12 protein-coding genes are annotated in these 12973 nt (G+C 44.4%); 9 read left to right on the top strand and 3 right to left on the bottom strand.

From position 1 onward, the window contains the following. The first annotated feature begins 23 nt into the window (after positions 1 to 23). From odhB to AC2Q9J_RS00485, 5 genes are all read left to right on the top strand, one after another. Positions 24 to 1301, top strand: coding sequence for a 2-oxoglutarate dehydrogenase complex dihydrolipoyllysine-residue succinyltransferase (gene odhB, locus AC2Q9J_RS00505; RefSeq protein WP_499036371.1), 1278 nt, complete (start codon positions 24 to 26; stop codon positions 1299 to 1301). Positions 1302 to 1697: 396 nt separating this feature from the next. Beyond that, entirely contained in the window at positions 1698 to 2288 is a 591-nt protein-coding gene (locus AC2Q9J_RS00500) for a DedA family protein (protein ID WP_499036369.1), read from the top strand. Between the two features lie 82 nt (positions 2289 to 2370). After that, positions 2371 to 2568 carry a DUF6501 family protein gene (locus AC2Q9J_RS00495; RefSeq protein WP_499036368.1) on the top strand — a complete coding sequence of 66 codons (198 nt, stop codon included), beginning with the start codon at positions 2371 to 2373 and terminating at the stop codon, positions 2566 to 2568. Positions 2569 to 2631: 63 nt separating this feature from the next. Next, positions 2632 to 3489: an ATP-binding protein gene (locus tag AC2Q9J_RS00490; RefSeq protein ID WP_499036366.1), complete on the top strand. Its 858-nt coding sequence runs from the start codon at positions 2632 to 2634 to the stop codon at positions 3487 to 3489. Positions 3490 to 3498: 9 nt separating this feature from the next. After that, complete coding sequence (locus AC2Q9J_RS00485) at positions 3499 to 5352, top strand: vWA domain-containing protein (protein WP_499036364.1); 1854 nt, start codon at positions 3499 to 3501, stop codon at positions 5350 to 5352. 492 nt (positions 5353 to 5844) lie between these two features. On the opposite strand, the gene AC2Q9J_RS00480 is transcribed toward AC2Q9J_RS00485, so the two are convergent. Both AC2Q9J_RS00480 and AC2Q9J_RS00475 read right to left on the bottom strand, forming a co-directional pair. After that, entirely contained in the window at positions 5845 to 7023 is a 1179-nt protein-coding gene (locus AC2Q9J_RS00480; RefSeq protein ID WP_499036362.1) for a toxic anion resistance protein, read from the bottom strand. Then, on the bottom strand, positions 6995 to 7693 hold the full coding sequence (locus AC2Q9J_RS00475; protein WP_499036360.1) for a 5-bromo-4-chloroindolyl phosphate hydrolysis family protein: 699 nt from the start codon (positions 7691 to 7693) through the stop codon (positions 6995 to 6997). Before AC2Q9J_RS00475 ends, AC2Q9J_RS00480 begins: the two co-directional genes overlap by 29 nt. A 429-nt stretch (positions 7694 to 8122) precedes the next feature. Here AC2Q9J_RS00475 and AC2Q9J_RS00470 point away from each other — a divergent pair, with 429 nt between their 5' ends. From AC2Q9J_RS00470 to AC2Q9J_RS00455, 4 genes are all read left to right on the top strand, one after another. After that, a complete protein-coding gene (locus AC2Q9J_RS00470) occupies positions 8123 to 8323 on the top strand; it encodes a cold-shock protein (RefSeq protein WP_033541967.1) in 201 nt (66 codons plus the stop codon). Positions 8324 to 8634: 311 nt separating this feature from the next. After that, positions 8635 to 10296: a M4 family metallopeptidase gene (locus AC2Q9J_RS00465; RefSeq protein WP_499036357.1), complete on the top strand. Its 1662-nt coding sequence runs from the start codon at positions 8635 to 8637 to the stop codon at positions 10294 to 10296. A 157-nt stretch (positions 10297 to 10453) separates the two neighbouring features. After that, the gene (locus AC2Q9J_RS00460) at positions 10454 to 10678 is read left to right on the top strand and encodes a cold shock domain-containing protein (protein WP_499036355.1); all 225 of its coding nucleotides are present in this window, start codon (positions 10454 to 10456) and stop codon (positions 10676 to 10678) included. Between the two features lie 78 nt (positions 10679 to 10756). Further along, a complete protein-coding gene (locus AC2Q9J_RS00455) occupies positions 10757 to 11233 on the top strand; it encodes a YkvA family protein (protein ID WP_499036353.1) in 477 nt (158 codons plus the stop codon). A gap of 48 nt (positions 11234 to 11281) precedes the next feature. Here AC2Q9J_RS00455 and AC2Q9J_RS00450 read toward each other — a convergent pair whose 3' ends face one another. Continuing rightward, positions 11282 to 12889, bottom strand: a complete 1608-nt coding sequence (locus AC2Q9J_RS00450) for an ABC-F family ATP-binding cassette domain-containing protein (RefSeq protein WP_499036351.1) — start codon at positions 12887 to 12889, stop codon at positions 11282 to 11284. Between the last annotated feature and the right edge of the window lie 84 nt (positions 12890 to 12973).

Raw genomic sequence — 12973 nt, 5'->3', positions numbered from 1 at the left:
CATAATCTAAGGAGGAATTTTTTGTGGCAGAAATCAAAGTACCAGAATTAGCAGAATCGATTACAGAAGGAACGATCGCACAATGGCTGAAACAGCCAGGCGATACAGTTGAAAAAGGTGAATTCATCGTTGAGCTTGAAACAGATAAAGTAAACGTTGAAGTTATTTCCGAAGAAGCTGGCGTAGTTCAGGAGCTTATGGCTGCTGAAGGCGACACAGTTGAAGTCGGCCAGGTAATTGCAATCGTTGGAGAAGGTTCCGGCGAAGCTGCAGCATCTGAGCCAGCTGAACAAAAAGAGGAAGAAACCAAATCAACTGGTGTACCAGCTGAAACATCTGCTCCGGCAACACAGGAAGCAGTTGAAGAAGCACCGGCTGCTGAAGAGCAATCTTCTTCCGACCGCACAATCGCCAGCCCTGCAGCGCGCAAACTGGCACGTGAAAAAGGCATCGACCTTGCAGCGATTTCACCAGTAGACCCAATGGGCCGTGTACGTGTACAGGACGTTGAAGCTCATTCATCTAAACCGGCTGAGAGCGCACCGGCTAAAACGGAAGCGCCTAAAGCTGCTGCATCTGGAGCATCTTCTGACGAAGAAAGCGGCCGTATTGTCCGTGAAAAAATGTCGAGACGCCGTCAGACAATCGCTAAACGTTTGCTTGAAGTGAAGCAGTCAACAGCGATGCTGACTACTTTCAACGAAATCGATATGACAAACGTTATGGCTCTGCGCAGCCGTAAAAAAGATGATTTCCTTAAAAACAATGATGTGAAACTTGGCTTTATGTCATTCTTCACAAAAGCAGTAACTGCTGCATTGAAAAAATATCCTTACGTGAATGCTGAACTTGATGGCACTGATGTATTGCTGAAACAATTCTATGATGTCGGGATTGCCGTTTCTACAGAAGAAGGACTAGTTGTTCCTATCGTCCGCGATACTGACAAGAAGAACTTCGCGGAAATCGAAGCTTCTATCGGCGAGCTTGCAACAAAAGCACGCGATAAGAAACTTTCGATCGCTGATATGACAGGCGGTTCATTCACTATCACTAACGGCGGTGTGTTCGGTTCATTGATGTCGACGCCAATCCTTAACGGTACGCAAGTCGGTATTCTTGGAATGCACACAATCCAAAAACGTCCAATCGCTGTTGGCGACAATATCGAAATCCGTCCGATGATGTACGTGGCTCTTTCTTATGACCACCGCGTAATCGACGGAAGCGATTCTGTTGGCTTCCTGAAAATGGTCAAAGACTTGATCGAAAATCCTGAAGATCTATTGCTTCAAGGCTGATAAAATCAATTCAAACCGCCCACCGGCAGATGCTGGTGGGCGGTTTTTAATATTTATAATTAAGAAAAATTACTAGATAGACGATATTCCACAAAACAGCTTCGCTTTCATGGGAGTCTTCGCTGTTTTGCTCCATATCTTTCGAGGTTTTCTCAAGCGATATTCATTTTAAAGAAAAATTATTTATAAAAATTCTTAGTTCTCATTTAGCAACAATAAAGTTCATCCATCTTCATGTTATTTATTAGAATTTGTCCGATAAACTCACTGTAACTTAAAGATTAACAATTTCCTGTCCGAGCTTTGATAAATTTAAGCTTCTGGGGGTTCTGCGTTGCAGGGTTTCCAAATTTTTGTCATGATTAAAGAAGAAGAGCCAAAAGGCGGTCGAATGGGATGGATTTGTCATTTTTTATGGAGTTAGTGAAAGAATACGGCTATATCAGCATGTTCATCTTCAATTGGCTGTTATTATTCGGTATGCCGATTCCCAACGAAGTGGCTGCCGCTTTTTCCGGCGTCCTGACTGAAATCAGCTATTTCAAGCCGGTGTATGCATTTATCTCGGCATATCTCGGACTGATCACCAGTAATACATTCGCTTATTTCATCGGACGATTCTTCGGCCAAAAGCTGCTGGACCGTTTGAGCAGAACAAAATTGCGAACACCCATCGAGAATTTTTCCGGATTTTTGCAAAAGCGCGGGGAGATTGCTATTTCATTTAGCTTTTTCCTGCCGGGCATACGCTGGGCGATGCCGTATGTTGTCGGCGCAAATAAATATCCGTTCTTAAAATACGTATTTTACGCTTATACAGCTGGATTCGTCTGGATGATGGTTTATTTTAATCTGGGCCGCACTTTCCCTTATGCCTACAATTCCATCCTGAATCATTTGCAGGGATTTTTAGTTTCATTGTCGGTTGCAGTAATTGTGTTATTGCTGGGCCGCTATTTTTACAAGGCACGAAAAGCGAGCAAGTAAGGCCGGAAAAACATATCGATTTGAAAAATGAAGCTGTTATCCTTATACTAAATACATAGACATACGGAAAAGGATGAGGACTGTGATTCACAACGAATGGTTAACAAAAGAAACGATACGCACGGTGACTTGCAAGCACACAGACGCCGCGAAATTTTTGGTGTCGAATGTGCTGACAGCCGGCAAAACTTATGAAGTGAAAAATGAAACCGACGAATTTATTTTTGTTGTGGATAACACAGGCAAAATTGGCGGGTTCTATAAAACTTATTTCGAATAAAAGATGAAAATGACAAAAGCCGATGCATACACATCGGTTTTTTCTATGGAAAGAGGGTTGTTTATGGTTTTTATTGAGAAAGAAATAAGCGAACGAAAAAGCAGGAAACATGAAGGGTATGAAAAATTGATCGGTACAGGCGGCTATATCTCACCGGATGCAAACCTTTGGCAGGATGTAATGGCTGCAGTCGTCTTGCGCAAACCGGTTCTTTTGAAAGGACCGACCGGAGCTGGGAAAACCCGCATGGCTGAATCGATTTCAGCAGTGTTTGGACAGCCGATGCAGAGCATCAACAGTTCGGTGGATCTTGACGCTGAGGCGCTGCTTGGTTTTAAAACATTAGTGCAGCGGGATGGCCACAGCCAGATTGAATTTATCGAAGGGCCAGTAGTGACAGCCATGAAAAAGGGGCATCTTCTTTATATAGATGAAATCAATATGGCCAAGGCGGAAACTTTGCCGATTCTGCATTCAGCGCTTGACCACCGCCGCATGATGACAAATCCGTTTACGGGCGAAGTGATTGAAGCGCATCCCGACTTCGGTGTAATTGCAGCGATCAATGAAGGCTATATCGGGACGGCGCCGATGAACGAGGCATTGAAAAACCGCTTTATTGCGTACCCGATTCCTTACCTCACGGGTCAGCAGCTTTCTGAGTTATGGGACCGGGAATTTCCGGACGCTGAAGCCAAATTGAAAGAATTTATGCTGAATCTCGCAGAAGATCTGATGAAGCAGGTCGAAAATGGGCTGCTGTCAGAAGAAGCAGCGTCAATCCGCAGTTTACTGGATGCGACTGCGCTGGCTGAACATATGGATCCGATCCGAGCCGTCAATTATGCCATTGCGCAAAAGCTCGAAGATGAAAGTGAGCGGGAGCTGTTCATGGACTTGGCCAATACTTGGAAAAAGTAGGTGAGTGGGATGGCGTCAGTCAATCGTTTTATCCAATTCAATAATGAAACAATCGATACGAAGATGCTGTACCGGATGGAAATGCTGGCGGGCGCGTTGGCTGATGCACCTTATCTAAAGGTGACGACCCGCAAATTGATTGAATTTCGGCCAACGGAGTCGTCGGTTTCTGTCAGTGTATTCTGGCGGCATCGATCGAAATTTGCGGAGCAGCATGGATACCTGTCGGATATTTATTTGCTGAGCGCAGGTTTTTGGAGGAATTTCAATTTGTCGGCATGGAAGAATTTTATAGCCGTACAAACCCCTGTCACTTCATTGAGGCGACAGCTGCTGCTGTGTGCTGAAGAGTTCAGGCTATCAGAGAAGATAATCAAAGAACGGCCAGGAACAGCAGCGGCATTTGCTGTACGCGAAGAGGTATACCGCGAATATCATCAGGATCAGTTCAATCAAAATCTGAAACGAGGCTTTTTAGCGGATGCTTTTCTAAATGCGGCATACTTGAGCCTGCGGGATATTGAAACTGAAATGGGTGACCCGTGGGGAGCTGTACTGCTGATTTGGAAAGAGATGTTTGACGCAAAGTCGACTGCTGATTCAAGTGCAATTGTAGAGCGTATGACAGGGCGTCTGGAATACTTGCTGAGCAATGACATGGTCCATACTTATTACACTTTCGGCGATGCTGCGGATAAAGCTCCTCCGTTTCATTACCATGAAGGAATTGAAGCTGAAAAAGCGGAAGAACAGGAAGAAATTGAAACAATCGAGGAATGGTTCAATACCTGGCATCGCGAAACAGAATTGACGGATTCCTCCGCCATGGAATTTGAACTCGAAAAAGGGGAGTCACAATCGGCTACCGGCGGACGGGAAGAAGCGGGCGCAGATGAAGTCCAGCAGACCGGCAGGGGAGATTCCAGTGGTGACCATTTGGAAGATAATGATGAAGATGACAGGGATATGGAAAGTGGTCCGAAACGGGCAGCCGGCAAATTCGGCCGCGCCAATGAACAAGTGGTTTATCATGAACAGCGGCTGTTGGCGCATGTTGACCATAGCCTGCTGATTGCTGACTGGCGCAGACAACAGGCCCCTTATGTCCGGTCCCTGCTGAAGGAATTGAAGAAACGGATTACTCAGCGCCATCAGGATTACCGTACAAATTTAAATGCGGGAAGGCTATCCAAAAATCTGCTGCCGCTTGCACTTGAAGAGCGTCCTAAGCCTTTTTACCGGAAATCTGCACCTTCCAAGGAATTGGATGCCGTGTTTTGTCTGCTGATTGACGGATCCGCATCCATGGTTGATAAGCTGGATGAAACCAAGCAGGCTGTGCTGCTTTTCCATGACGTGCTTCGCGGTCTAGGCATAGCTCATGAAATTGTGCTGTTTTACGAAGACGCGTTTGAGGCGAGTGACAGTGAGCAGCCGAACTATTTTGAATGGATGCATAAATTCGAAGATGGCATGCGCGACCATGCGCAGGAAATTGTATCGTTCGAAGCGCATGAAGATAACCGGGATGGTTTTGCGATAAGATGGATGACTGACCGGATCAAGCGCCGGCGCGAGAAGCATCGCTTCGTTCTGGTATTCTCGGACGGTGAGCCGTCAGCTTATAATTATGCCGAGAACGGGGTAGTGGATACGGCGAATGCTGTAAGTGAAGCGAAGAAAGAGGGGGTCGAGCTGCTCCATCTTTTTCTCACCAGTGAACCGATCACAGAAGAGCAGGCCGCTTTCTACCGCATGATGTATGGCAATAAATCCGTGAGTGCGGATTCACTAGAGCATTTCGTTGACCAGACGCTTCGTTTGCTGAAACGGACCTTGCATCTTGTGATTCAGTCGGGATAAAAATAAAAATCGATATTCCGCAAAACAGCTCCGCTTTCCTGGTGGCTCGCGCTGAGCTAACTCGGGCTCGTTTCACTTCGCCCGAGTGGATCTCAACACTTCGCTTACTCACCTGGGAGTCTTCGCTGTTTTGCTCCATATCTCAGATCACTTTCTATAATGGGGAGGACTTAAATTCTCAATTCATGATGTGAAGTGGTACTGTAATTGTAAACAGAACCAGAATGAAGCAGCAGGCGGCGAAGGGCAAAGATGTGCTCCTGCATCGCTACGCTGCTTCGTCGCAAAGACTTGTCCTCGCAAGCTTCGGCTAATGTCTTTCCTGCGGGGACCAGAGCGAGTCCTGAGACCCCACAGGGAGCAACGCGACCGAGGAGGCTCAGGCAGCTCCCCGCGGAAAGCGCCCGCCTAATGCATAGTGATTGAAGATGATGAAATTATCTATAGAACATAAAAATCCCGCGAAGCATTTTAGCTTCACGGGATTTTCTGTTATTCACTTCTGGAGTTTTCGCCTTCGTGGATGGCGAGCAGGCGCTGTTTAAGCTCCACTTCCATTTTGCCGATTTCCATTTCAGCGGCGCGTCGGTTCTTGCGTCCTTCGCTTTGGATCTGCAATGTTTCTTCGATAGTGGTAAGCAAGTTTTCCTGCGTTTTCTTCAATGTCTCGATTTCGATGATGCCGCGTTCGTTTTCTTTCGCGGTTTCAATCGAATTCATTTTCAGCATCTCAGAGTTCTTGAGCAACAGGTCATTTGTAGTGGTAGTGACCTGTTTCTGGGCTTCCACGGCTTTCATCTGTTTATTGAGCGTCAGAGCGATCGCAATCTGATTTTTCCACAGCGGAATTGACGTCATGATCGATGACTGGATCTTTTCAGCCAGGGTCTGGTTGGTCTGCTGGATCATCCGGATCTGCGGCGCACTTTGAATCGTGATTTGGCGTGACAACTGCAGATCATAAAGACGTTTGTCCAAACGGTCGACGAATTGCACCATATCGTTGACTTCTTGATAGGCCATCTGATCATCTGACGCTTCGGCTTTTTTGCGAAGGGCAGGGATGGTTTCGTTCAGGATTTCATCCCGTTTCAATTCTGCTGCAGCGATATAGACGTTAAGTGCCTGGAAATACATTTTGTTCTGATCGTATAATTCCTCGAGCATCTGCACATCTTCAAGCAGCCCGCGTTTTGAATGGTCCAATTGAATACTGATGCGATCAACTTGCGTGCTTAATTTTTGATATTTGGTCATGATTTCCTGAACGGAATATTTGGCTTTGGCAAACAATTTGCGGATGCCGGATTTTTTCGTCTCCGTTAATTCCTCAGGATTCAGCTCCTGCAATTTCTTCATCAAGTCATGCAGGACGTCGCCCACGGGACCGATGTCTTTCTGCTGGACATGATCCAGCATCTTATGCGAGAAATTGCCGAGTTGACTCTGGGCATTTGCGCCATAAGTCAGGATCGCTTCATGGTTGCCGGCAGGAATCTGTTTCGCCAGCTCCTGCGCTTTTTTCTTATCTTCATTAGACAGTTTATCCATCAGCAATACAGGTCGTCCGGTCTGCTGCTCGGCAGGGGACTGCTCTTTTTCCATTTGAATGCCGAATGGCGATTCCAACAGATCGTCCAGTTCATTTCGTGTCGATTGATTTTCGCTCATTTTCCACGTCTCCTTCATCATCGGTCAAGGGTTGAACCAATAGTTTCTGATTTTGCTGTTTATCGACGGCCAAACGGGCATAATCGAGTTCCATCCGAAGCTGTTCAACATCGGACGACAGCACTTTTTTCAAATCATTTTGCATAACGCGGTTCATCGATTGCAGAGTTTCGCGTGTATCCTGCAATGCGATTTTTATATCGCGGTCCTTCACTGGCTGGCCGACCAGCAAACTGTATTTCTCGGTCAGTTCCAGTGCCGAATCGAGATGCGAATAAAAAAAGGATTCAGCGAGATAAAATTTTCTTGGGTTCTGCTGCACGACAGTGATGATCTTATTGGCGAGTTTTGTCATTTCCATCAACTGCCGGAATGACGAAATGGATCGCACACGGTAGTATTGGCCCTGCAGGCGTTTAGTTTTCATTTTTGCTTCCTGAACTTGTTTCAGTACATGTTTATATTCACTTCTCGTCATTCCGAGTTCTTTCGAAGTGGAAGAGAATTGAACTTGTTTAATCGTCGAATTACTGGCAAGATAGGTTCCGGCAGCTACTGCTCCAGAAGCAAGCAATCCGATTTCCGCCCCCAAATAAAGAATAGGAAACATTACTCCAGTGATTGGGAGGCTGACCGATTGTCGTCTTATGAAATTTTGGACTCGGTTCATGCGGAAATCACTCCTTAAATGCTATTCCATATATACATACGATTGAATACCTGAAAAGTTTCATCCAGGCTGTCTTTATCCTCATTTTACGGGAAAGACTTAGTCAATACAAACTTCGGAATTTTACTTTATACCAAATGCAAATCACTGGACAGATGGCGGTTAATTTGGCAAAATGCAAGTAGAGATTTCAATAAGCTATGTCGAACCTATGATTATTTTCAAAAAAATAATTATAAATATTTAGATTTGTTTGACACTTACACGCAATTTAGGTATTATAGAGGAAATAAATACTATCTTCACCAGCTACAGCTATTCACATATTCCAAAAAGTGATCAGCAAGTGATGGTACTTTTTGGAATATGTGAATTTTTTTATTGAAATTCCATATTGAAAATTTTTTTATTACCAGGAGGTTTTTTAACATGCAAGAAGGTACAGTAAAATGGTTTAACTCAGAAAAAGGATTCGGCTTCATCGAAGTTGAAGGCGGAGATGACGTATTTGTACACTTCTCAGCGATTCAAGGCGAAGGCTTTAAAACGCTTGACGAAGGTCAAAGAGTTGAATTTGAAGTAGAGGAAGGCAACCGCGGACCTCAAGCTACAAACGTAACTAAATTGTAATCTCCAAGAGCTGCTCATTGCGAGCGGCTCTTTTTTTATGCAAAGTTTCAATTTAGTGAATACGGAATATTCAGTTTTTAATGGATGTAAAAACAGCATCCATTACTTTTGTCATCTGCTGTAAAGACAGATAAAGAGAATATACCCATCAGTTTATTAAATAATCTGAAAACGAAGAAACCGACAAGTTCAATAATCTCCTTTCAAGGTAAATAAAAACACATAATCCAGCCTATATATTCAGAATAATGAAACAGTTATGCTGTTAACACCGAGCTGCGATGCCGGTAAGACGAGAAGGAGTGAATTTGATGGACAAGAAAAAATTACTGACTTTAAGTTTGACAGCATCACTGGCATTATCAGCAACTGCAGTTTCCGCAAATAATGCACCAGGGCAGAACGCATCTGAGAAGGTGCACGTAAACAAAGAAACCCAAACCCCTGATTTCATTGCGGGGAAACTTACAGCTCCATCCAATAAACCGGTGAAAGAAATCGTTTTTACATATTTGGAGCAAAAAGAAGAAGCTTATAAGATCGGCAAAAACGGCTCATCCAATTTTAAGATTGTCAGCCAGAAAAAAGATGAACTCGGTTTTACAAAACTGAAATTACAGCAAGTATTTAAAGGCGTGCCGGTATTCGGTTCTGTCATCAATGCGCATGTAAATCAAGAAGGTGTATTAACATCGGTATCTGGTACACTTGCCCCTGAATTGTATGACAAGCAATCATTGAAAAAAGGAGCAACAGTAAAAGCGGATGCTGCTCTTAAAAATGCGGCAGCTGATTTGGAAAAGAAAATTGGCGCATCTCCTGAACTGGAACATGAAGCCAGCGCTGAGCTGGTTGTTTATGTAAAAGACGGAGCTGCTAATTTTGCCTATAGCGCTGAATTTGAATTCCTCTATCCGGAACCGGGGAATTATCAATATTTCATCGATGCAAAAACAGGGGAAGTTCTGGATTCTTACAATCAAATCCATGAAGCCAAGCCATCTGCCGGAGGCGGCACCTTAACGGGGAATGATTCTACAGCCACCGGTAAAGGTGTGCTGGGCGACACAAAAACTTTCAATACTTTATTGAATAATAATGGATCGTATCTTGTGGATCGTACACGAGGCGACGGCATCTTCACTTATGACGCTAAAAATCGCACGCGTACACCAGGGACTTTATGGCTCGACAGCGATAATGTTTACAACGCGGCTTATGACGGTGCAGCTGTCGATGCCCATGCATATGCAGGGCAAACCTATGATTATTTCCAGGATGTCCACAACCGCAACAGCTACGACGGAAACGGGGCGCAACTGGTTTCGACAGTCCATTATGGCCGCAGCTACAATAATGCCTTCTGGAGCGGTTCGCAAATGGTTTATGGAGACGGGGACGGCAGCCAGTTTATCCCGTTATCCGGAGCACTTGATGTAATTGCCCATGAACTGACGCATGCTGTTACAGACACGACAGCAGATCTGATCTATCAGAATGAGTCGGGTGCTATCAATGAATCCATGTCTGATATTTTTGGAACACTAGTTGAATATCATTTCAATAATAACCCGGACTGGCAAGTGGGCGAGGACATTTATACACCAGGAATCGCCGGTGATGCATTGCGTTCAATGGAGGATCCAACTTTGAGCGGCGACCCTGACCATTATTCGAAACGCTATACAGGCACGGGTGATTACGGCGGAGTTCATATCAATTCAGGCATAAGCAATAAAGCCGCTTATTTATTAGCGAACGGCGGGACGCATTACGGTGTCAGCGTAAATGCCATCGGAAATGATAAAGCGGGAGATATCTATTACCGCACATTGACACAGTATTTGACGCCGAACTCTAATTACAGCCATTTCCGCGCTTCAACCATTCAGGCTGCTACTGATCTTTACGGAGCTTCCAGCGCAGAAGTTGCAAGTGTGAAAGCCGCTTTCTCTGCTGTAGGGGTCAACTGATTCCAGAAAAACTTAATAGAAATGCGAACGATGGAGGTCCACGATTGTGGGCCTCTTTTTAAGGTTGATGATCTGACAATAATAGAAGAAAGTTTAAGCCTCGGTATTTGGAGGGTATAAAATAATATTAGAGGAATTGATAATGGGAGGTTTTTTTATGTCAGAAGAAGTATTGGCCGGAGAAGGTAAGGTAAAATGGTTTGATGGGGATAAAGGTTACGGCTATATCACAGCTGCGGACGGGGAAGAATTTTTCGTAGAATCGATTTCCATTAACATGGATCTGGGTGTCCTGATGCCTGGTCAGGAAGTTAAATTCAATATTGTTGAAGGAAATCCTGAACGTGAACGTATTGCGACGAACGTTACAATGAAATTTTAATTTCTATTCTTTCAATAGTTTGATGAATAGGCAGATAAGGTTATAGTAAGTATAAATATGTTAACAGGGGGAGTACCAATGACGAACGAGAATCTTAAAAAGCCGCTTCCAAGTGAAGACGAACAACGTGATTTTTATCAGAAGCTTCGATATAAAATCCAGAACTGGGTAGACAGTAAAAACGGCAAAGGGAGCAAATTTCTGAAGTATGTTTTATTTGCACCTGATTTTTTCCATTTACTGACGAAAATGATGTTGGACAGTCGCATCGACAGTAAAAGCAAATCAATGATCGGAGCGGGTATTCTTTATTTCTTTGCACCGGTCGATCTTTTGCCGGAAGTTTTGATGGGACCTGCCGGTTTTGCTGATGATGTAGTGGTAGCAGTTTATATCGTGAATTCATTATTGAATAAATACCCGAAAGAAATCGTTACATCACATTGGGCAGGCGATGAGGATCTGCTTATGGTGATCAGCCGCTTGGCCAGCACAGGAAACAAATGGGCATCGCGTCTGCCAGCAGGCAAAATGGTGAAGCGTTTCCTTAAATAATAAAGAAAGATCCCGCCACACATTCAAAGTGTGGCGGGATTTTTTGGTTTAGTTAGTGATGCCTTGTGATTCTTTCCATTCAAGGAATTCATCGTATGACAATTGCTTATCGAGGATTGACCCGTCTTCGCGGATTTCAATCACACGGTTGGCAACTGTCTGGATGAACTGATGGTCATGGGATGTGAAGACCATCGCGCCTTTGAAAGCGATCATGCCGTTATTGAGTGCTTGAATTGATTCAAGATCCAAGTGGTTGGTAGGCTCATCAAGCAATAACACGTTTGCATGGGACAGCATCATTTTTGAAAGCATGCAGCGGACTTTTTCTCCACCTGATAATACAGATGGTTTCTTTTTCACTTCTTCGCCGGAGAACAGCATTCTTCCAAGGAAACCGCGAAGGAATGTTTCGCTTTCGTCTTCCGGTGAATACTGGCGCAGCCAATCGACTAGCGACAACTCGCTGCCTTCGAAATAAGCTGTGTTGTCAATCGGAAGGTAAGCGCGTGAAGTTGTAACGCCCCAGCGTGCATAGCCTTCTTCTGGCTCATCTTCTTCTGCAAGAATGCGAAGAAGCGCAGACTTGGCAAGAGGGTCGCCGATCAATACGATTTTATCGTCTTTGTTCATATTGAAGCTGACGTCGTTCAGCAGCTTGTTGCCGTCCACTGTTTGGTTCAAATCTTTTACCGTCAATACGTCGTTGCCGATTTCGCGGCCAATTGTAAAGTTGACGAACGGATATTTTCTTGAAGAAGGGCGAATATCGTCCAACTCGATTTTATCAAGCATTTTTTTCCGCGACGTCGCTTGCTTCGATTTGGAAGCGTTGGCTGAGAATCGGGCAATAAAGGCTTGCAATTCTTTGATCTTTTCTTCTTTTTTAGAGTTTTGGTCAGAAGCCAAACGAGTCGCCAATTGGCTGGACTCATACCAGAAGTCGTAGTTGCCGACATAAAGCTGGATTTTACCGAAATCCAAATCCGCGATGTGTGTGCAGACTTTATTTAAAAAGTGACGGTCATGCGATACAACGATGACAGTGTTTTCAAAGTTCATAAGGAAATCTTCCAGCCATTGAATCGCTTTAAGGTCCAAGTGGTTGGTAGGCTCATCGAGAAGAAGAACGTCAGGTTTTCCGAATAAAGCCTGTGCCAATAGCACTTTTACTTTATCGGAACCGGAAAGTTCAGCCATTTTCTTGTCGTGCAGATCATCCGTGATACCAAGCCCCTGCAAAAGGATTGCCGCTTCGGATTCAGCTTCCCAACCGTTCAGCTCTGCAAATTCGCCTTCAAGTTCGGCAGCGCGCATACCGTCTTCATCAGAAAAATCTTCCTTCATGTAAATGGCGTTTTTCTCTGTCATAACATCATACAATTTCTTATAGCCCATCATTACGGTATCCAGAACCTGATTTTCTTCATATTCAAAGTGATCCTGTTTCAATACGGCCAATCGTTCGCCTGAACCCATATAGACATTTCCGGATTGTGCTTCTAGTTCACCGGAAAGGATTTTGATGAACGTCGATTTACCGGCGCCATTGGCTCCAATCAGTCCGTAGCAATTCCCCGGGTTGAATTGAATGTTCACGTCTTCGAATAATTTACGGTCCCCGAAACGCAAACTTACATCATTTACTGCTATCATTAATACGTACCTCCTAAATTTCACAATGCCATTAGTATACCACGAAACAGCCTAAAACAGATACCATCTGAGCGCAGTGTTAGA

The sequence above is a fragment of the Planococcus sp. RAB007_Raresut genome (assembly GCF_057369535.1).
Note: the sequence above shows the minus strand (reverse complement) of the source record. Positions and strands in the feature narration are given on the sequence as shown.